An 18,513-nucleotide genomic window follows, 5' to 3' on the forward strand; every position below is an offset into this window, starting at 1 on the left:
GGAGAACCAAAATCGCTATCCGCGCCCCGGGCAGGCGGGCGCGTCCGCCCTGTTCGCCTCCGCCGTCATCCATTCTTCGGTGGGTGCGATATCGCTTCCGGTGAACAGCAAAGGCACCTCGTCGTCGAAGCGCGAGACGGCCACCAGCACGCGGGAGCCGGTCTGGTAGGCCGCGCCGTCCGCCCGCGGCACCACGAACCGCACTTCGTCGGGTCCCTTGCCGGGCTTCACATACCGCTCGACGTCCAGCCGGACGCCGACCTTGCCGGGCCCGGCGACGTCGGTGCCCGCCACCGTGCCTTCCACGACGAGCTTCGCGCAGGCCACGATCCCCGACTGGTCGGGCTTCGACTCCGCCTCCTCATCCGGCGACCAGGGCGCCCACAGCGCGGCCGAGACCACTCCGGTCACGACCGCCGCGAGGCCGAGAACGCCCGCTGTCATCCGCCCGGACCGCCGCCGGGCGCCCACCGCCCCAGCCTCCCGGGGGGGACCGGTGTCCGCCGTCGCGGACTCCTCCGCCCTCGCCGTCGTCTCCGCGTCCTCTTCCAGGAGCACCCCGATGAACTTCAGGCGATCCGCCACGAGGTCCTCGGTGTGCTTGTCGCTCCAGTCGTCGTTCATCGCGCCTCCACCGCCGCCTCGCTCCGCAGATGTGCCTTCATCGCCCGGCCGGCCGCGTGCAGGCGGCTCTTGACGGTACCCACGGGTACCGCCAGGACCTCCGCCATCTGCGGCACGGTCAGGTCGGCGTAGTACCGCAGGATGAGCACCTGCCGCTGGAGCGCGGGCAGCGCGTCCAGGCCCTCGGCGACGGCCAGGGTGAGTATCTCCGCCTCCGGGCCCGGCACCGTCCGGCGCCACTCGCCCATGCTGCGCAGCCGCTCGCCCACCAGTTCCTGTCGGTTGCGGCTGCGGTGCCAGTCGACTGCGTAGTTCGAGGCGACCACGACCGCCCAGGCGGCCAGGTCCCGTGGCGCCTCGGCACCCCTGGCCAGCCGCTCGACCAGCCGGAGCCGCACCTGCTGGACCCCGTCGGCGCGGTCCTCCCGCGGCACGCCGCCCAGCGCCAGGACCGCCGTCACACGGCGCACCTGAGCGGAGCTGAGCAAGTCTTCGTCCTCCACCGGCACGGTCCCCCAAGCCATCTCAACGACACCATCACCACTGAGACGCTGGAGGGACCCGAAACGTTCGGTACCCGTGAATGCTTTCCGTGTGCGCCGGGCCGGCAGGTGGCGCGGATCAAGCCGGGGTGGCGGGCTGGCGGACCAGGGTCCGTATCGGGTGCCAGAGCTCTTGGGCGAGCTCGGTGCCGCGGATCTCGCTTCCTGGGGCCCTGCGCCAGACGAGGCCATCGGGGTGGTGCAGGACCGCAGTGATTTCGTCCGGCGTAGGCGGGGCGGCGTTGCCGCGCAGGTAGACCGACCGCAGACCGAGGTTGCGGAGCCTGGTCAGGGCCCGGGCACGGTTCACGGAGTGGACGAGGACACGGACGGCGCCGGGGCCGGCGGCGGCGGGGCTGGGCAGGTTCAGCGCCACCACCACCGTGCCGTTCGGCAGCTTGCAGAAGCCTCCTGCGGCCATGCGCTCATCCCCCCGTGTCGGTCGGTGTCAATAAGAGAGCCACAGGACGCACCTAAACACGGATCGGCGGTGACCCGCCAGTGGGTCACCGCCGATCATGCTTTGACCTGCAAGGATGCGGATTACCTACCCGCGGCGCCGACCTCCAGCTCGATCGTCGAGCCGTCCTTGGCTTCCTTGAGGATCTTGATCTTCGTGTTGGTGTCAGTGATCTTGACACCCGCGGTCGGGTTCGACTCGTCGTAATAGTCGTTCTTCCGGTCGTTGAAGACCGAGACGCCCTTCGAGCCCGGGATGTACTTCGCCACGTCCGCCTTGTGCAGCGTCATGCCGTCGGTGCGGTAGAGGCTGAACGGCGAGTCGTAGGCCTGGATGCGGTTGCGCATGAGCGTGCCGTCGGCCCACTTCAGCTGGTCCGGGTGCGAGTCGATCGGCAGGACCAGACCGGTGCCCTGGTGCTTGCTGGTGTTGTTGTCCGCCTGGGAGGTGTCCCACTTCCAGATCAGCAGGCCGTTCTGGTACGCGTAGTGCTCCACCCAGTCCGGGCGCGCCGTGAAGCCGAAGTTGTACGGGCCGACCTTCAGCGTCTTGTCGTACGAGACGTACTGCCGGTTCTCCGCGATGTAGTACTGCGCGTAGTCCTTGGTGAAGGACGCGCCGATGCGGGAGAAGCCGGTGGCCTTCCACGCCTCGTCCGCGGTCTCGGCGTTGTCGGTGAAGACGGGGGCGCCGTCGGCGGTCACCGTGATCGAGTCGGCCGCGAAGCCCTTCATCGCCAGGCCGCCGTCGGTCTGGTAGCGGAAGCGCAGGTCGATCTTCTTGCCGGCGTAGGCGTCGAGCGGGAAGGCAAGCTTCTTGTAGCCGTCGACCGTGCCGGTCAGGACCGGCTTGTCGCTGCCGTCGCGCGGGATCGGCTGGCCGTCCACCGTGCCGTCGAGGGCGGTCCAGTTGGCGCCGCCGTCGGTCGAGACCTCGGTGTAGAGGTAGTCGTAGTTGGCCTCGATCTCGTACCAGCCGTCGAGGGTCAGCTGCGCCTTCGACTTGCCGGTCAGGTCGACCGAACGCGTCAGGGTGTTCTTGAGGTTGTCACCGCTGCCGCTCCACCACTGGGTCTTGCCCTCGGCGGGGGTGACGAGCTCGGTGGTGACCGCCTTCTTGGGGAGGTCGACGACCAGGGCCTGCTTGTGCTTGGTGTTGTACTCCGCCACGCCCAGCTTGTGCCAGGAGTTGACGCCGGCCTTGGCCTTGTCGTAGTTCAGCCAGCCGAGCTGCAGCTTGTCCCAGGCGGTCATGTCGCCGGGCAGGTCGCCGATCTCGTTCTTGCCGGTGCCGAGCCAGGACCCGGACGACATCAGCGTCCAGAAGCCGGTGGAGTTCTCGCCGCCCGAGGTGTCGTAGTGGTCCGGCAGACCGAGGTCGTGGCCGTACTCGTGGGCGTAGACGCCGAGTCCGCCGTTCTCCGGCTGGACGGTGTAGTCGCCGACCCAGATGCCGGTGTCGCCGATCTTCGCGCCGCCGAGCTTGTTGTTCGCGGGGCCGGTGGCGCCGGCGTCGGTGCCGAAGGCGTACCAGCGGTGGGCCCAGATCGCGTCGGTGCCCTGGGCGCCGCCGCCCGCGGACTCGTCCTCGCCGGCGTGCACGATCTGGAAGTGGTCGATGTAGCCGTCGGGCTCGTTGAAGTCGCCGTCGCCGTCGAAGTCGTAGCGGTCCCACTCGTCGAACCGGGCCACGTCCGCCTTGATCTGGGCGTCGGTGCGGCCTGCGGCCTTCTGCTGGGCGACCCAGGAGTTCAGACCGTCGCTGACGACGTTCCACACGCTCGGGCAGTTGGTGTCACCGCAGGCGTTGTTGCCGTAACGGGCCTCGTTGTAGGGGACCTTGACCCAGTCGGAGACCTCGCCGTCGACGGAGTAGCGGCCCGAGGACTGCTTCTCGTAGTAGGTCTTGACCGAGTCGACGCCCTTGCCGTGACCGAAGTACAGGTCCTGGAAGTACTCCTGGTCGTAGTCGGCCTTCCACGCCGTGGAGTTGTCCTTCTTGCGGTCGGGCTTGGGTATCGCGTTGTGCAGCGGGCCCGCGGTGCCGCCGAAGCGGCTGTCGACCTTGTCCCCGAACTCGACCAGGATCGTGAAGATCTTGTCGGTCTTCTCGCGGCCGAGCTCGACGTACTTGGCGTCGCCCTTCTTGCTCTTGAGCTGGACGACCTTCGAGCCCTCGCGGTTCTTGACCTTGCTCTTGCCGGATATGACCTGCTTCAGGGCTTCCTGGCGCTGAGCGTCCTGCGTCTTGCTCAGCGGGCCTTCGAGGTCGTGCTCGTCATGGTGACGATCCGCCGGGTCGTGCCGGTCCACGGTGGTGGACCGGGGGGCCGAGGCGTCGTCGGCCACCGCGTACGTGGATGCGGTGGCGGTGGCCGCCGCGAGCGCCACGCTTATGGCGGCCGCTCTGAACGTCCAGGTTCTACTGGTCACTTGAGATCCTCCCCCGCGTTCGTGCGCGCGGCAGGCGGGGTCCCGGTCGTGGAAGTCCGCGCGCGCGTGATCAACGCGTGTAGTCAAGTGACGACATTTGACTAGAGGTTTAGAAGAAAAGACAGACCTTGACTTGGACAGGTCAAGTGCATTATGCGGAGGCGAAGTTCGTTTTACGGACAACCAAACGGTTGTCCCGCGACCTTCCCAGCGGCCCCTGCGGGCGCGTGCGCATGTCCACTACGTGGACGTCATGACTCCGTGCGCCCCCTGTGCACCGCCCTTGTTGATTAGGTCACGCTTACCGCCGGTTCCGGTCGGGCACCCTGCCCGAGAGAATGTCGTTCGGCGGAACGCCCTCAAGCCGGCGGATTGCCGGGCCGACACCCCGTGGACCCCACATTCGAGGACATGATGGCCATGCCCCGTCCGACTGCCGCACAGCTCGCCTACGGTTCGTGCACCGTGATCTTCTCGACCCTCGCCATGCTGCTGCTGTCCCAGACGAGTTCGGGCGCGGGGATCGCGGTCATCGCCCTCGCGGCGCTCGCCCTCGGGCTGCTGGTCGCCATGACGGTGCCGCTGCCCGGCAAGCGCCCGGCCGCGGTGGAACAGCCCGCGCCCCCCGAACCGCTCCGGGCCTCGGTCCCGGCACCGGCCCGCGAGCCGGTGCGCGAACGGGCGGCTTCCTGACCGCCCGCTGACCTTTCTTCACCGCCAGCTGTTCCCCAGGTGTCTCATCTGGTGCTGACCACGACCGTCTTGGCCGCCTTGTCGTGCAGGCCCTGCTTGTAGGGCCGGTCGAAGTAGCTCCAGCCGCCGGAGACCACCAACCAGACACAGGGACAACAGAAGGCGAACGGGACCCACAGCACGGCGGCACGCAGCAGCGCGTTCGGCACGGAGGGCGTCTCGCCGTTCTCCAGGTTGGCCACGCGCATGCGCAGCAGCTTCTTGCCGAGGGTCTGGCCGTTCCTCGCTGTCAGAACCGTGTCGTAGGCGACGTAGAGCACGGCGAAGACCAGCGCCTGCCAGAACGACTTGCTGATCTGGCGGTCGCTGTCCACGTCGTACTCGTTGATGGCGAAGCCCCACGTGAGCAGCCAGACGACGGCACCCACCAGGATCATGTCGATGATGCGCGCGAGCGTGCGCATGACGCTGTCGCCGAGCGGGGGCATGCCGGCGAGGGGGTCGGTGGGGTAGGAGCCGCCGCCGTACGGATCACCGCCGTAGGGGCCGCCGCCGGGGGGACCACCATCGCCCGGTGGACCGCCCCCGAAGCCGCCGCCCGGGCCACCGCCAGGGCCAACCGGGCCACCGCCAGGGCCGTCGGGGCCGCCCGGGCCGCCCCCGTACGGCGGGGGCTCGCTGCCGTGGGGCGAGCCCCCGCCCGCACCGGGCGGCTCGTCCGGGGGACGCTTCCGGAAGGGGTCGTCGTCCGGGGGCTCCTGACCGGAGCCGGGGGGCGGTTCACTGCTCATGGGCCGAGTCGACCGCGAACCCCCGGCCTCCGCATCCGGCAGACGGCTGTCCGAGGGAGCTCAGCCCGCCACGAACGTGTGCGCTGCCTTGTCGTGCCAGCACTGGCGCCAGGGCCGGTCGAAGAGGCACCAGGCCATGCCGACGATCCCGACGACGAGGAGCCCGGGCACGCAGCAGACCAGCCAGCGGCGCAGGGCCGCGCCGAACTCCGGGGAATCGTGCCCCTCGATGTCCCTCACCTCGAGGCCCATCAGCTTCTTGCCGAGGGTGCGGCCCCACTTGGCGGTGGGCAGCACCTCGCACAGAACACCGGCGAGCAGCAGGACGGCCAGGATGATGCCGAGGCAGACCGAGGTGGTGCCGTCGAGCAGCCAGACCGTGACGGTCTCGCCGGAGAGCCTGGCCGCGTCGATCTTCTCCTCGACGTGGTCGATCGCCTTGGTGCCGAGCGGTACGGCCGCCGTGGCGGTGAGAGCGGCGAGGACGACGGTGTCCAGCAGCCGGGCGACGAGGCGCTTGCCGAGTCCGGCGGGGCGGGCCTCGGCCTGGCGCCGGGCAGCCGCCTGGAACACGTCCTCGACCGGCGGCTTCCAGGGCGCGACGGGCTGCTCGTCACCGCCGCCGGACCCGGCGAGCCGATGCACCTGCTGCGCCCAGGAGGACTGGCCGCCGCCGGGCCCGGGGCTGAGAGGGGCGGCGGAGGCGGCGGGTTGGGCGCTGCCGGGCCCGCCGGACTGCGGAGGGACCGTTGGGGCGGCCTGGGGTCCGGACAGTGCCGTCGGGGCGGCCCCGGAGGCCGGGGCGGCGGCGCTCCCGGCCGCTGCCTGCGCGGCGGAGGCCCGGGCGGCGGCCGCCTTGCCGGCACTGAAGCCGGGTCCCGCGGAGCCGCTCCCGGAACCGGCCGGCCCGGCCTGCGCGCCGAAGGCGGATGCCGCCGGGCCACTGCCCGGGCCGGCCGGCCCGAAGCCGGATCCGGGTGCCCCGGCCTGCCCTGCGGAACCGGACGCCGCCGAGTCGCCACCGGCCGCCCCGAAGCCGGAACCGCCGGCCCTGCCCTGCGCGCCGAACCCAGACGCCGCCGGACCGCTGCCCGGGCCGCCCGCACCCGCCGGTCCGAAGCCCGGACCCGAAGAACTGCCCCCTGAGCCACCGGCACCGACCGCCCCGGCCTGCCCGCCGGAACCGGACGCCGCCGGTTCGCCACCGGACCCGGCCGGCCCGAAGCCGGAACCCCCGGCCCCGCCCTGCGCACCGAACGCGGCACCGGCTGCGCCACGGTCCCCGGCCCCGGGCCCCCCGGCCGCTTGCGAACCTCCACCGGCCGGGCCCGGGCGCGGGGACACCGCGCGGAACGTCATCGTGCCGTCGTCGGGGGCATCGGCCGGGGCCGCCCCTGCCCCGGGCTCCCCCGCCGGGCGGCGGAACACGAACGTGCTGCCCCCCGCCGCGGCCTGCGCCTCCCGGTCGGCCAGGGGGGCGTCCGCCGTGCCGTCGGCGGGGGCCGGCTCCCCGTCGGGCCGCCGGTCGGCGTGCGGCAGCCTCGGATCGCCGCCCTGGGCACCCTGCGGGGCCGCGCCCTGTGCCCCCTGCGGCGCGCCCCACGAGACACGGCGGTCCTGGCCACCGCCGAAGCCGGACTGCCGGGAGCGGTCGGCGCCCCAGGCGGAGGCCGGTTCGGGACGGCTGCCGTGCTGCGCGTCGGCGGCGGACGGCGACGCGGAGGGCTCCTCGACCGGGTCCTCGTCGAAGAAGTGCGGACCGGTCTCCTCGACCGAGCCGGGCTGCGCCGCCCCCGCTCCGGGCGGTGGCGCGAGCGACTCGCCCTCCCCCGGTGCCGGCCGACTGGTGCCCGGCACCCAGGAGGCACCGTTCCAGTACCGGACATATCCAGGAATGGAAGGGTCCGGGTAATACCCTTCGCGGGGCCTGTCGTCACCGGGGGCCGGGGTTGGGGCGCTCATGTCCGTCGTCCCGTATCTGCTCGGGGGCCAAATGGGGGCCTCCACATCTATCAGACGTGCGCAAGCCCCACCGCCGCTCCCACCGGACCCGCCCCTTTCGAGCACCGATGTGCTACGCACCGCACCCCTCCGGCGGATCCCCGTGCGAAAAAAACTTCCGGCAAGGCGCGTAATGCCGGGGCCACGACCCGCTCTCTCCTGCTGACCGGCCCGCACGGGCAACCGTCAGGAGAAGGGAAGACCGCCATGCACACCGTCGTGGAGCGGGAACTGGAGCTGAAACTCGTCCTGTCGCCCGAACGCAGGATCCCGGTGCCTGCCCGGCTCGGGTATCTCACCGACGACCCCTACGCCGTCCACGTCACCTTCCACATCGACACCGAGCACCCGGTGTACTGGACGTTCGCCCGGGACCTGCTCGTGGAGGGCGTGTTCCGCCCCTGCGGGCAGGGGGACGTGCGGGTGTGGCCGACGAAGACCGAGGGGCGCGGCGTCGTGCTGATGGCGCTGAGTTCACCCGACGGGGACGCCCTGCTGGAGGCTCCGGCGGCAGCGGTGTCGGCCTGGCTGGAGCGCACGCTGCGGGTGGTTCCGCCGGGGACGGAGGGTGAGCAGCTCGGGCTGGACGACGAGCTGGCCCAGCTGCTCGCCCAGTGAGGGGCAGGGCCTCAGAAGAGCTTGCCCGGGTTCAGGATGTCCAGCGGGTCGAAGGCCTGCTTGACGGCCCGCTGCATCTCCATGCCCACGGGGCCGATCTCGCGCGCCAGCCATTCCTTCTTCAGGACGCCGACGCCGTGCTCGCCGGTGATGGTGCCGCCGAGTTCCAGGCCGAGTGCCATGATCTCGTCGAAGGACTCGCGGGCGCGCCGGGACTCGTCGGGGTCCGCCGGGTCGAAACAGACCGTCGGGTGGGTGTTGCCGTCGCCCGCGTGGGCGACGACACCGATGGTGAGCTGGTACTTCTCGGCGATCCGGTCCACCCCTTCGAGCATCTCGGCGAGCCGGGAGCGCGGCACGCACACGTCGTCGATCATCGTCACGCCCCTGACCGCCTCCAGCGCGGTGAGCGACAACCGGCGGGCCTGGAGCAGCAGTTCGGACTCGGTCACGTCGTCGGCGGGGACGACCTGGGTGGCGCCTGCCGCCTCGCAGAGCGCTCCGACTGCGGCGAGGTCGGCGGCCGGGGCGGTGGTGTCGAACGCGGCCAGCAGCAGGGCCTCGGTGCTCTCGGGGAGGCCCATCTGCGCCATGTCGTTGACGGCCTTGACCGTCGTACGGTCCATGAGTTCGAGGAGTGACGGGACGTGGCCGCCCTCCATGATCCGGCACACGGCGTCGCAGGCCGCGGAGGCGGAGGCGAACTCGGCGGCCAGCACCAGCTGCTCGGGCGGCTTGGGGCGCAGTCCGAGGACGGCCCGTACGACGATGCCGAGCGAGCCCTCGGAGCCGACGAACAGCCGGGTCAGGTCGTAGCCGGCGACGCCCTTGGCGGTGCGGCGGCCGGTGGACATCAGGCGGCCGTCGGCGAGGACGACGTCGAGGCCGAGGACGTACTCGGCGGTCACCCCGTACTTGACGCAGCACAGGCCACCGGAGGCGGTGCCGATGTTGCCGCCGATGGTGCACATCTCCCAGCTGGAAGGGTCCGGCGGGTAGGAGAGGCCGTGTTCGCCGACGGCCCTGGACAGGGCGGCGTTGACGACTCCGGGCTCGACGACGGCGATGCGGTCGACCGGATTGATCTCCAGGATCCGGTCCATCTTCGTCAGGGACAGCACGATGCAGCCGTCGGAGGCGTTGGCGGCGCCGGACAGTCCGGTGCGGGCGCCCTGCGGGACGACGGGGACGCGCAGGGCGGTGGCCGTGCGCATCACGTGCTGGACCTGCTCGGTCGTGCGGGGCAGCACGACCACGGCAGGGCGGCCGGCCGGGCAGAAGCTCGCCATGTCGTTGGCGTAGGAGGCCGTGACGTCGGGATCGGTGAGGACCGCTTCGGCGGGGAGGCCGCCGAGCAGCAGGTCCACGAGGTCGCCGGTCGCTGCGGTGTCCTCGGAGCGGGGCGCTTCGATACGGCTCATGATCACAGGTTCGCACCCGGGGCCATCGGTGTGAACCCGTCGGCGGCTCCCTTCGGCTGCCCGGGTGTGGTCGTCGTACTGACGCACAGTGAGCGCCATGGAGAACGAGCGGGAGGGCCCGGAGCGGCAGGAGAGAAGCGTGCGACGCCGCCGGGTGCTGATCGCCTCCGTCGCGGGGTGTGCCGTGCTGGGCGGGGTGCTGGTGCTGCTGCCGTGGGAGCGGGCCGCCGGGCCCGCTGCGCCGTCTCCCGGGGCGTCGGCCATGGCGGCGGTCGGCAGGGGGGCGCCGGCCGCGCTGCCGGACCTGGCGGTACTGATCGACGAGCGGGTCAGGGCCGTGCGCGAGCGGCCGGGGGACGCCGCGTCCTGGGCGGTGCTCGGGGCGGCCTATGTGGAGCGGGGGCGCCGCCTGGCCGACCCGGCCTACTACCCGCGGGCGGAGAAGGCGCTGCGGATGTCGCTGACGGTGCGGCCGCGGCGCAACACCGCGGCCCTGGTGGGTCTTGCCGCGCTGTCGAACGCCCGGCGGGACTTCGCCGCCGCGCGCCGGTGGGGTGAGGCGGCGCTGCGGCTGGAGCCGCGGCGGTGGACGACGTATCCGCTGCTCGTCGAGGCATACACAGGGCTCGGTGAGTACAAGGCGGCCGAGCGGACGCGGGACCGGCTGACCGGACTGCGTTCCGGCCCGGCCGTGCGGGCGCGGGTCAGGGTGGCGGCCGCCTACCGGGACCGGGGCCGGCTGGAGGACGCGGCGGCCTCGCTGGCGGACGCGGCGGCGGGCGCGCGGGCTCCCGCCGAGCGGGCCGCGCATCTGGAGCGGGCCGGGCGACTGGCCTTCGAACGCGGGGATCCCGATGTCGCGCTGCGGCACTTCCGGGAGGCGGTCCGCCTCGACCCCGACCAGCGGGCCGCGCAGGCCGGGCAGGGTCGCGCCCTGGCGGCGCTGGGCCGGTCGGCGGAGGCCCTGAGCGCCTACCGGGCGGCCTTCGCCGGGCAGCCGCGTCCGCAGTACGCCCTGGAACTGGGCGAGTTGTACGAGTCGCTGGGCGAGCCCCGGGCGGCCCGGGTGCAGTACGGCCTGCTGCGGGAGCGGGTGCGGGGCGCTGCCGCGGGCGGGGCCGACGAGCAGGTGGTGCTGGGGCGGTTCGAGGCGGATCACGGCGATCCGAAGGAGGCGGTACGGCGGTTGCGGGCGGAGTGGAGGCGCCAGCCCGCGACGGAGGTCGCCGACGCCCTGGGGTGGGCGCTGCACCGGGCCGGGGAACCCGAGGAGGCGCTGCGGTTCGCGCTGGTGGCGACGGACCCCGAACGCGGGGGCGGGATGTGCGACGCGGTGTCCATGTACCACCGGGGCATGATCGAGCGGGAGCTGAAGCGTTACGGCGCGGCCCGCCGCCACCTCGGGGAGGCGCTGCGGATCAACCCGCACTTCTCCCCGTTGCAGGCACCCGCGGCGCGGGCGGCGGTCGAGGCGTTGGGCGAGCCGCCGGACGTAGGGGTGCCGGAGATGGCCCGGCCGTGAGCTCGTGCGGGTGCCCCGTGACACCCGCACGAGCTCGGTGGGGCGATCGGGTCACAGGTTGCCGCGGCGCTCCTGCTCGCGCTCGATCGCCTCGAAGAGGGCCTTGAAGTTGCCCTTGCCGAAGCCCATCGAGCCGTGGCGTTCGATGATCTCGAAGAAGACGGTCGGGCGGTCCTGGACCGGCTTGGTGAAGATCTGCAGCAGGTAGCCGTCCTCGTCGCGGTCGGCGAGGATCTTCAGTTCGCGCAGGGTGTCGATCGGGACCCGGGTCTCGCCGACCCACTCACCCAGCGTGTCGTAGTAGGAGTCGGGCGTGTTGAGGAACTCGACGCCGGCCGCGCGCATCGTGCGGACCGTCTGGACGATGTCGCCCGTGTTCAGCGCGATGTGCTGCACGCCCGCGCCGCCGTAGAACTCCAGGTACTCGTCGATCTGGGACTTCTTCTTGGCGATGGCCGGCTCGTTGATCGGGAACTTGACCTTGAGCGTGCCGTCGGCGACGACCTTCGACATCAGGGCGCTGTACTCGGTGGCGATGTCGTCGCCCACGAACTCCTTCATGTTCGTGAAGCCCATCACCTTGTTGTAGAAGCCCACCCACTCGTTCATCTTGCCGAGCTCGACGTTGCCCACGCAGTGGTCGATCGCCTGGAAGGTGCGCTGCGCGGGCGGCTCGACGATCGGCTGGGCCGCGACGAAGCCGGGCAGGTACGGGCCGTCGTAGCCGGAGCGCTCGACGAGGGTGTGGCGGGTCTCGCCGTAGGTGGCGATGGCGGCCAGGACGACCGTGCCGTGCTCGTCCTTACGCTCGTACGGCTCGGCGACCGAGCGGGCGCCGTGCTCCAGGGCGTAGGCGTAGGCGGCGCGCGCGTCCGGGACCTCGATGGCGAGGTCGACGACACCGTCGCCGTGCTCGGCCACGTGCTTCGCGAGGAAGTGGCCCCACTCGGTGGTGGGCTTGATGACCGAGGTGAGGACGAAGCGGGCGGAGCCGTTCTCCAGGACGTACGCAGCGGTCTCGCGGCTGCCGTTCTCCGGTCCGGAGTACGCGACCAGCTTCATGCCGAAGGCGGTGGAGTAGTAGTGCGCCGCCTGCTTGGCGTTGCCCACGGCGAAGACGACCGCGTCCATTCCCTTGACCGGGAAGGGGTCGGCCTGCCGGGCGGTGTCGGGAGTGTGGTGTGTGGTCTGCGTCATAGCCGCAGGGTCTCCCCGCCCGGCAAGGTGCGCAATAGTTTGCGTTTCGGCTGGGCAATCTGTTCAGCGATACGGCCGTATCGTCGGCTCTTCTGTACAGGATGACCATGCCGGGAGGCTGCGGTGGCGATCGATCATCTGGACGGCCGGATCATTCTGCTGCTGGCCCGGGAGCCGCGGATCGGGGTGCTGGAGATGTCCCGGCGGCTGGGGGTGGCCCGGGGCACCGCGCAGGCGCGGCTGGACCGGCTTCAGTCGAACGGAGTCATCCGGGGATTCGGTCCGCAGGTGGACCCGGCGGCGCTCGGCTACCCCGTCACGGCGTTCGCGACGCTGCAGATCCGGCAGGGGCAAGGGCCCGACGTGCGGGCCCACTTGGCGACCGTGCCGGAGGTGCTGGAGCTGCACACCACCACCGGCACCGGGGACATGCTGTGCCGCCTCGTGGCCCGCTCCAACGCCGATCTCCAGCGTGTGATCGACCGGGTCGTCGGTTTTGATGGCATCGTCCGGGCCTCCACGGCGATCGTCATGGAGAACCCCGTTCCGCTGCGGATCATCCCGCTCGTGGAGCAGGCCGCGGAGGAGACCTGACGTGTAGGGGTGAGCGCGTATGAACTTCTGGGAGTACCTGGTCAACCGGCACCAGCAGCTGCTCACGGACGCCTACCAGCACGCGAGCGTGGTCTTCCAGTGCATGGTCGTGGCGACGGCGCTCGGGGTGCTGATCGGCGTGGTCACCTACCGCAGTGAATGGTCCGGGAACCTCGCGACCACGACCACCGCCACCGTCCTGACCGTGCCGGCGCTCGCCCTGATCGGTCTGCTCATCCCCCTCGTGGGCCTCGGCGTGCCGCCCACGGTGATCGCGCTGACCCTGTACGGGCTGCTGCCGGTGGTGCGCAACGCGATCGTCGGGCTGCGCGGCGTCGATCCGGCGCTGGTGGACGCGGCCACGGGCATCGGGATGTCCCGGCCGGCCCGGCTGCTGCGGATCGAGCTGCCGCTGGCCTGGCCGCCGATCCTGACCGGGATCCGGGTCTCCACCCAGATGCTGATGGGCATCGCGGCCATCGCGGCGTACGCCTCCGGCCCGGGCCTCGGCAACGTCATCTTCCGCGGCCTCGCCTCGCTGGGCAGCGCCAACGCGCTCAACCAGGTCCTCGCGGGCACGCTCGGCATCATCATCCTGGCGCTGCTGTTCGACGCCGCCTACGTCCTGATCGGACGGCTGACCATTCCCAGGGGGATCCGTGCCTGAGACCGGTGACCGCGGCGCCTCGATCGAACTGGAGAGCCTGACCAAGCGCTATCCGGGCAGTGCGCAACCGGCCGTGGACAACGTGAGCATGCAGATCAAGGCGGGCGAGGTCGTCGTCCTCGTCGGCCCCTCGGGCTGCGGCAAGTCCACCACGCTCAAGATGATCAACCGGCTGATCGAGCCGACCGGCGGCCGCATCCGCATCGGAGGCGAGGACGTCACCGACATGGACCCGGTCAAGCTGCGCCGCAAGGTCGGTTACGCCATCCAGTCCGCCGGGCTCTTCCCGCACATGACGGTGGCGCAGAACATCGGGATCGTCCCGAGGATGATCGGCTGGCCGAAGGCACGGATCAAGGAGCGGACCGAGGAACTCCTCGACCTCGTCGGCCTCGACCCCGGGGAGTTCCACGGCCGCTACCCGCGCCGGCTCTCCGGCGGACAGCAGCAGCGCGTGGGCGTGGCCCGGGCACTGGCCGCCGATCCCCCGGTGCTGCTGATGGACGAGCCGTTCGGGGCGGTGGACCCGGTCACCCGGGACCACCTCCAGGACGAGCTGATCCGCCTGCAGCACGAGCTGCACAAGACGATCGTCTTCGTCACCCACGACTTCGACGAGGCCATCAAGATCGGCGACCGGATCGCCGTGCTGCGCGAGCGGTCGCACATCGCGCAGTTCGACACCCCCGAGGCCATCCTCACCAACCCGGCGGACGACTTCGTGTCGGGATTCGTGGGCGCCGGCGCGGCGCTGAAGCGCCTGAACCTGACCCGCGTACGGGACGTGGAGATCACCGACTATCCGACGGTCACGGTCGACGACCCGTTGCAGGAGATCTTCAACCGGCTGCGGACCAGCGGCAGCAACGAGATCCTGCTGCTCGACCGGCGCGGCCGTCCCTACAAGTGGCTGCGGCGCGGTGACCTGATGCGAGCCCGGGGCTCACTGGCCCGCGCCGGGACCCTGGTGAGCGACACGGTCACCCGGGACGCGACCCTGCGGGACGCGCTGGAGGCGGTGCTCACCGACAACGCCGGGCGGGTGGCGGTGACCGGGCGGCGCGGGGAGTACACGGGCGTCGTCGACATGGAGACCCTGATGAACTCCGTGCACGAGATGCTGGAGGCGGACCGGCTCGACGCGATGGAGCATCAGCACGAGCTGGAGTCGCTGCGGGCCTCGCAGACGCACGCGGAGCAGGAGGGGGCCGCGGGCCCGGCGGGCGTGGGCGCCCCGGGAGGAGGGCGGTGACGGTCACGGAGGCCGGGGAGGTCGGGGAGACCTCCGAGACCGTCGAGGAGGCGCCCCCGGCGGAGCGCCCGCCCGCCCGTCTGACCTGGCAGAAGCTGACCTTCCTGCCGGTCGCCCTGATCTCCGTGCTGCTCGCCACCTGGCTCTGGTTCCAGCAGGCCGACCTGGACGCGCTCACCCGCAACGCCCTGTCGGGCGGTCAGGTCACCAAGGCGCTGTGGCAGCACATCCAACTGACCGCGATCTCCACGTTCTTCGTGCTGATCATCGCGATCCCGCTGGGCATCCTGCTGACCCGCGGGGCGATGAGCAGGGCCACCCCGGTGGCGATGGCGTTCGCCAACACGGGCCAGGCGACCCCGGCGATCGGCCTGCTCGCCCTCCTGGTGATCTGGCTGGGCATCGGCCGCAGGGCCGCCCTGATCGGCATGATCATCTATGCCGTCCTGCCGGTGCTCTCCAACACGATCACGGGCCTGAAGGCGAACGACCCGACCCTGCTGGAGGCCGCCCGCGGCATCGGCATGTCCCCCACCGGGGTGCTGGCCCGGGTGGAACTCCCGCTCGCGGTCCCGCTGATCCTCGCGGGCGTGCGCACGGCCCTCGTCCTGAACGTCGGTACGGCGACCCTGGCGGTCTTCGGCGGGGGCGGCGGCCTCGGGGTGCTGATCACCACCGGGATCACCAACCAGCGGATGCCGGTGCTGGTGCTGGGATCGGTCCTCACGGTGGTGCTGGCGCTGCTGGTGGACTGGCTGGCGTCGATCGTCGAACTGCTGCTGCGCCCGCGCGGGTTGCAGCCATGAGGAGGCGCAGGTGCCTGGCGTGCTCCGGCCTGCTGCTGGCAGCGGCCGGGTGCGGCCTGACCAGTGGCTCTCCCCTGACCGACGATGTGAAGCCGGGCTCGATCGGCCGGGGTGAGCCGCTGAAGGGCGCGCATCTGACGGTGACGTCGAAGTCGTTCACCGAGCAGCTGATCCTCGGCTCGATCATGGGCATCGCCTTCGAGGCGGCCGGCGCGGACGTCATCGACCGCACCGGCATCCAGGGCTCCGTCGGCAGCCGCGAGGCGGTCCGCAAGGGCGAGGCGGACGCCGGGTACGAGTACACCGGCACGGCCTGGATCACGTACCTCGGGCACAGCAAGCCGATCACCGATCCGCGGGAGCAGTGGGACGCGGTGCGGAAGGAGGACGCGAAGAACGGGCTGGTCTGGCTGCCGCCGTCGAAGCTCGACAACACCTACGCGCTGGCGACGAACCAGCAGAACGCGCAGAAGTACGGCACGAGGACCATGTCGGAGGTGGCGAAGCTGGCGAAGTCCGACCCGGGGGCCGTGAAGCTCTGCGTGGAGGTCGAGTTCGCGAACCGGGCGGACGGGCTGCCCGGCATGCAGAACGCCTACGGCATGGACGTCCCGGCGCGGAACATCACGCAGATGGACACCGGGATCATCTACACGCAGACCGCGCAGGGCAATTGCGCGTACGGGGAGGTGTTCACCACCGACGGGCGCATCAAGTCGATGGACCTGGCGGTGATGGACGACGACGAGAAGTTCTTCCCCAACTACAACGCCGCGCCGATGATCAACGCCAGGTCCCTGAAGGAGTGGCCGGCGATCGCGGAGGTCCTGAACCCGGTGACGGCGAAGCTGAACAACTCCGTGGCGCGGACGCTGAACGCGAAGGTGGACGTGGACGGGGAGGATCCGCACCAGGTGGCGCTGGACTGGATGGTGGAGGAGGGGTTCGTCGAGGAGTGAGTTACAAAGAGACCGTTGCAAAGGAGGCTTTGCAACGCTATCTTTGGATGCATGCCCGACGAACCGGCTCCCCGTCTGCTCGACGCCCGCTCACTGCGCGGCCTGGCTCATCCTCTGCGGATGCAGCTGCTGGTCGCACTGCGGCGCGGCGGCCCTGCCACTGCTTCCCAACTGGCGGAGAAACTGGGTGAGTCCAGCGGCGCGACCAGTTACCACCTGCGGCAACTCGCCGCACACGGCTTCGTCGCCGACGACCCGGAGCGCGGCAAGGGACGGGAGCGCTGGTGGAAGGCGATGGACCGGGGCGTCCAGATCGACGAGACCTTGATCCAGGACCCGGATCCGGCCGTGCGGGGAGCCGTCGCCCTGTTCCGGTACGAGATCGCCAACGCGCACACCAGGGAGATCTCGACCTGGCTCGGCAACACGAGCGAATGGGGCGAGGAATGGGACGGCGCCACGGACCTCAGCGACTTCACGCTGCGGCTCACTCCCGAACTCGCCCGTGAGCTGGTCGGCAAGATGCACGACCTCATACAGAGCTACCGCCCTGCGCCCGAGGGCACTCCGGACGCCGAGACGGTACGCGTCCACACGCACGTCTTCCCCAGCCAGACGACGCTGTGAAAGGCCATCACTCATGCACCCGGACATCCACCTCGCCCTGCACCACGCCCGCGCCGCCGAACTCCGTGGGGAGACCGGACCCCGTCCGGCGCACCGTCCCGAACTCCGTACGCGTCTGGGCTGGGCCCTCATAGAGGTCGGGCTGAAGCTCGCCACCCGGCCCGGGCCGGTGCCCGCCCTCTAGCAGCTGGGGACGGAGCCCTTCCCCGTTTCCAGGGCCACCAGTGAACTCACCGTGCTCCTCAGCGTGGTCACCGGAATCAGCCGCAGCCCCTTGGGAAGCTCGGCGCGAGCGTCCCCGCACTCCGCCTTGGGGACCAGGAACACCGTCGCCCCGTCCCGCTTCGCGGCCTGGGTCTTGAGGGCGACGCCCCCCACCGCACCGACCCGGCCGGCCGCGTCGATCGTGCCCGTACCGGCGATGACCCGGCCGCCGGTGAGGTCCCCGCCGGTGCCGTCGCCGTCGAGCTTGTCGATGATCCCGAGGGAGAAGAGCAGCCCCGCGCTCGGGCCGCCCACATCCGCGAGCTTCAGGCTGACCTCGACGTCCTTGTCGTCGAGGCCGAGGTACCCCAGCGCGGCCTGCGTCGCCGCGTCCTGGGATTCCTTCATCTGCTTCTCGTTGTGCCGCTCGATCTCCTTGACGTTGTCCCCGCTCGGGTAGACGGAGTCGCGGGGCATGACCGCCTGGTCGGTACGGAACCAGCTGTCGATGACGTCGGGGAGCGAGACCCGGGTGTCCGGGGAGGTCGCCTCGATGGTGGTCATCCGCAACTGGCCCCGGGTGTCCCGGACCGGCGCACCGGAGATGGTGATCACCTCCGCGCCCTTGTTCTCGCCGAGCACGTTCGCCGTCAGCCCCGGCTGCGCCACCGAGAACGGCAGCGGCGCGAACACCGCCGTCGCGAACAGGGCCACGACGGGCAGGGCGCAGACGGCGATGGCCTGGGGGCGCGTGAGGCGAGAGAACACGGGATCAATCTAACGCGGGAGGGAGATACCCCCGGGACCAGGGCGTCCGGGGCCCGAGCAGGGAGGCCGCCGGCTGTCGGGGCAAGGCAGCCCGCGCCTGTGCGGGAAGCCACCGGCCGTCGGGGCAAGGCAGCCCGCGCCGGTGCGGGAAGCCGCCAGCCGTCGGCGCAAGGCGGCCCGCGCCGGTTCAGGGAAGCTCAGGTCAGCAGCGCAAGGCGTCCCGCGCGGTGCGGGGAAGCCGCCGGCTGTCGGGGCAAGGCAGCCCGCGCCTGTGCGGGAAGCCACCGGCCGTCGGGGCAAGGCAGCCCGCGCCGGTGCGGGAAGCCGCCAGCCGT

At 71.3% G+C, this 18,513-nt stretch carries 19 protein-coding genes; 10 read left to right on the forward strand and 9 right to left on the reverse strand.

Annotation, left to right across the window (positions count from 1 at the left end):
• Nucleotides 1-15 precede the first annotated feature (15 nt).
• From ACFY5B_RS05620 to ACFY5B_RS05635, 4 genes are all read right to left on the reverse strand, one after another.
• Nucleotides 16-624, reverse strand: a complete 609-nt coding sequence (locus ACFY5B_RS05620) for a hypothetical protein (protein ID WP_389964907.1) — start codon at nucleotides 622-624, stop codon at nucleotides 16-18.
• The gene (locus tag ACFY5B_RS05625) at nucleotides 621-1,148 is read right to left on the reverse strand and encodes an RNA polymerase sigma factor (RefSeq protein WP_389964910.1); all 528 of its coding nucleotides are present in this window, start codon (nucleotides 1,146-1,148) and stop codon (nucleotides 621-623) included. The genes ACFY5B_RS05620 and ACFY5B_RS05625 overlap by 4 nt, the downstream gene beginning before the upstream one ends.
• 97 nt (nucleotides 1,149-1,245) lie before the next feature.
• Complete coding sequence (locus ACFY5B_RS05630) at nucleotides 1,246-1,587, reverse strand: hypothetical protein (protein ID WP_389964913.1); 342 nt, start codon at nucleotides 1,585-1,587, stop codon at nucleotides 1,246-1,248.
• A 122-nt stretch (nucleotides 1,588-1,709) separates the two neighbouring features.
• Complete coding sequence (locus ACFY5B_RS05635; protein ID WP_389964916.1) at nucleotides 1,710-4,058, reverse strand: immune inhibitor A domain-containing protein; 2,349 nt, start codon at nucleotides 4,056-4,058, stop codon at nucleotides 1,710-1,712.
• Between the two features lie 414 nt (nucleotides 4,059-4,472).
• Between ACFY5B_RS05635 and ACFY5B_RS05640 the strand changes: the two genes are divergently transcribed.
• Nucleotides 4,473-4,751: a hypothetical protein gene (locus ACFY5B_RS05640; RefSeq protein ID WP_389965165.1), complete on the forward strand. Its 279-nt coding sequence runs from the start codon at nucleotides 4,473-4,475 to the stop codon at nucleotides 4,749-4,751.
• Between the two features lie 44 nt (nucleotides 4,752-4,795).
• Here ACFY5B_RS05640 and ACFY5B_RS05645 read toward each other — a convergent pair whose 3' ends face one another.
• Together ACFY5B_RS05645 and ACFY5B_RS05650 are read right to left on the reverse strand one after the other, a co-directional pair.
• On the reverse strand, nucleotides 4,796-5,542 hold the full coding sequence (locus ACFY5B_RS05645) for an RDD family protein (RefSeq protein ID WP_389964919.1): 747 nt from the start codon (nucleotides 5,540-5,542) through the stop codon (nucleotides 4,796-4,798).
• Nucleotides 5,543-5,602: 60 nt separating this feature from the next.
• Nucleotides 5,603-7,504, reverse strand: coding sequence for an RDD family protein (locus ACFY5B_RS05650; protein ID WP_389964922.1), 1,902 nt, complete (start codon nucleotides 7,502-7,504; stop codon nucleotides 5,603-5,605).
• Nucleotides 7,505-7,750: 246 nt separating this feature from the next.
• On the opposite strand from ACFY5B_RS05650, the gene ACFY5B_RS05655 reads away from it, so the two are divergent.
• A complete protein-coding gene (locus tag ACFY5B_RS05655) occupies nucleotides 7,751-8,161 on the forward strand; it encodes an SsgA family sporulation/cell division regulator (RefSeq protein ID WP_389964925.1) in 411 nt (136 codons plus the stop codon).
• An 11-nt stretch (nucleotides 8,162-8,172) separates the two neighbouring features.
• Here ACFY5B_RS05655 and ACFY5B_RS05660 read toward each other — a convergent pair whose 3' ends face one another.
• Nucleotides 8,173-9,588 carry an FAD-binding oxidoreductase gene (locus tag ACFY5B_RS05660; protein ID WP_389964928.1) on the reverse strand — a complete coding sequence of 472 codons (1,416 nt, stop codon included), beginning with the start codon at nucleotides 9,586-9,588 and terminating at the stop codon, nucleotides 8,173-8,175.
• A 91-nt stretch (nucleotides 9,589-9,679) separates the two neighbouring features.
• Between ACFY5B_RS05660 and ACFY5B_RS05665 the strand changes: the two genes are divergently transcribed.
• Nucleotides 9,680-11,104, forward strand: a complete 1,425-nt coding sequence (locus ACFY5B_RS05665) for a tetratricopeptide repeat protein (RefSeq protein WP_389964931.1) — start codon at nucleotides 9,680-9,682, stop codon at nucleotides 11,102-11,104.
• A 51-nt stretch (nucleotides 11,105-11,155) separates the two neighbouring features.
• Here the strand turns inward: ACFY5B_RS05665 and hppD are convergent, their stop codons facing one another.
• Entirely contained in the window at nucleotides 11,156-12,301 is a 1,146-nt protein-coding gene (gene hppD / locus ACFY5B_RS05670; protein WP_389964934.1) for a 4-hydroxyphenylpyruvate dioxygenase, read from the reverse strand.
• A 123-nt stretch (nucleotides 12,302-12,424) separates the two neighbouring features.
• Here hppD and ACFY5B_RS05675 point away from each other — a divergent pair, with 123 nt between their 5' ends.
• Genes ACFY5B_RS05675 through ACFY5B_RS05705 form a run of 7 tightly spaced genes read left to right on the forward strand, consistent with a single transcriptional unit; the run spans nucleotide 12,425 to nucleotide 17,390 of the window.
• Entirely contained in the window at nucleotides 12,425-12,895 is a 471-nt protein-coding gene (locus ACFY5B_RS05675) for an Lrp/AsnC family transcriptional regulator (RefSeq protein WP_053669862.1), read from the forward strand.
• A 19-nt stretch (nucleotides 12,896-12,914) separates the two neighbouring features.
• Nucleotides 12,915-13,562: an ABC transporter permease gene (locus ACFY5B_RS05680; RefSeq protein ID WP_389964938.1), complete on the forward strand. Its 648-nt coding sequence runs from the start codon at nucleotides 12,915-12,917 to the stop codon at nucleotides 13,560-13,562.
• On the forward strand, nucleotides 13,555-14,814 hold the full coding sequence (locus ACFY5B_RS05685) for a betaine/proline/choline family ABC transporter ATP-binding protein (protein WP_389964941.1): 1,260 nt from the start codon (nucleotides 13,555-13,557) through the stop codon (nucleotides 14,812-14,814). The genes ACFY5B_RS05680 and ACFY5B_RS05685 overlap by 8 nt, the downstream gene beginning before the upstream one ends.
• On the forward strand, nucleotides 14,811-15,620 hold the full coding sequence (locus tag ACFY5B_RS05690) for an ABC transporter permease (RefSeq protein WP_389964944.1): 810 nt from the start codon (nucleotides 14,811-14,813) through the stop codon (nucleotides 15,618-15,620). Before ACFY5B_RS05685 ends, ACFY5B_RS05690 begins: the two co-directional genes overlap by 4 nt.
• Nucleotides 15,617-16,579: a glycine betaine ABC transporter substrate-binding protein gene (locus ACFY5B_RS05695; RefSeq protein WP_389964947.1), complete on the forward strand. Its 963-nt coding sequence runs from the start codon at nucleotides 15,617-15,619 to the stop codon at nucleotides 16,577-16,579. The genes ACFY5B_RS05690 and ACFY5B_RS05695 overlap by 4 nt, the downstream gene beginning before the upstream one ends.
• A 51-nt stretch (nucleotides 16,580-16,630) precedes the next feature.
• Nucleotides 16,631-17,206: an ArsR/SmtB family transcription factor gene (locus ACFY5B_RS05700; RefSeq protein ID WP_389964949.1), complete on the forward strand. Its 576-nt coding sequence runs from the start codon at nucleotides 16,631-16,633 to the stop codon at nucleotides 17,204-17,206.
• A 13-nt stretch (nucleotides 17,207-17,219) separates the two neighbouring features.
• Nucleotides 17,220-17,390 (forward strand): hypothetical protein, encoded by a 171-nt coding sequence (locus ACFY5B_RS05705; protein WP_389964952.1) that lies wholly within the window; start codon nucleotides 17,220-17,222, stop codon nucleotides 17,388-17,390.
• Here the strand turns inward: ACFY5B_RS05705 and ACFY5B_RS05710 are convergent.
• Nucleotides 17,387-18,178, reverse strand: coding sequence for a S16 family serine protease (locus ACFY5B_RS05710; protein ID WP_389964955.1), 792 nt, complete (start codon nucleotides 18,176-18,178; stop codon nucleotides 17,387-17,389). The two genes, ACFY5B_RS05705 and ACFY5B_RS05710, sit on opposite strands and share 4 nt — an antisense overlap.
• Nucleotides 18,179-18,513 lie beyond the last annotated feature (335 nt).

Source organism: Streptomyces sp. NPDC013187 (assembly GCF_042899705.1).
GTDB classification, from domain to species: Bacteria; Actinomycetota; Actinomycetes; order Streptomycetales; family Streptomycetaceae; genus Streptomyces; species Streptomyces hawaiiensis_A.

Bases quoted from the DNA above. Each gene is read 5' to 3' on its own strand.
- ACFY5B_RS05620 (WP_389964907.1), bottom strand. From the start codon at position 624: ATGAACGACGACTGGAGCGACAAGCACACCGAGGACCTCGTGGCGGAT.
- ACFY5B_RS05625 (WP_389964910.1), bottom strand. From the start codon at position 1,148: ATGGCTTGGGGGACCGTGCCGGTGGAGGACGAAGACTTGCTCAGCTCC.
- ACFY5B_RS05630 (WP_389964913.1), bottom strand. From the start codon at position 1,587: ATGGCCGCAGGAGGCTTCTGCAAGCTGCCGAACGGCACGGTGGTGGTG.
- ACFY5B_RS05640 (WP_389965165.1), top strand. From the start codon at position 4,473: ATGGCCATGCCCCGTCCGACTGCCGCACAGCTCGCCTACGGTTCGTGC.
- ACFY5B_RS05645 (WP_389964919.1), bottom strand. From the start codon at position 5,542: ATGAGCAGTGAACCGCCCCCCGGCTCCGGTCAGGAGCCCCCGGACGAC.
- ACFY5B_RS05650 (WP_389964922.1), bottom strand. From the start codon at position 7,504: ATGAGCGCCCCAACCCCGGCCCCCGGTGACGACAGGCCCCGCGAAGGG.
- ACFY5B_RS05655 (WP_389964925.1), top strand. From the start codon at position 7,751: ATGCACACCGTCGTGGAGCGGGAACTGGAGCTGAAACTCGTCCTGTCG.
- ACFY5B_RS05665 (WP_389964931.1), top strand. From the start codon at position 9,680: ATGGAGAACGAGCGGGAGGGCCCGGAGCGGCAGGAGAGAAGCGTGCGA.
- hppD (WP_389964934.1), bottom strand. From the start codon at position 12,301: ATGACGCAGACCACACACCACACTCCCGACACCGCCCGGCAGGCCGAC.
- ACFY5B_RS05680 (WP_389964938.1), top strand. From the start codon at position 12,915: ATGAACTTCTGGGAGTACCTGGTCAACCGGCACCAGCAGCTGCTCACG.
- ACFY5B_RS05695 (WP_389964947.1), top strand. From the start codon at position 15,617: ATGAGGAGGCGCAGGTGCCTGGCGTGCTCCGGCCTGCTGCTGGCAGCG.
- ACFY5B_RS05700 (WP_389964949.1), top strand. From the start codon at position 16,631: ATGCCCGACGAACCGGCTCCCCGTCTGCTCGACGCCCGCTCACTGCGC.
- ACFY5B_RS05705 (WP_389964952.1), top strand. From the start codon at position 17,220: ATGCACCCGGACATCCACCTCGCCCTGCACCACGCCCGCGCCGCCGAA.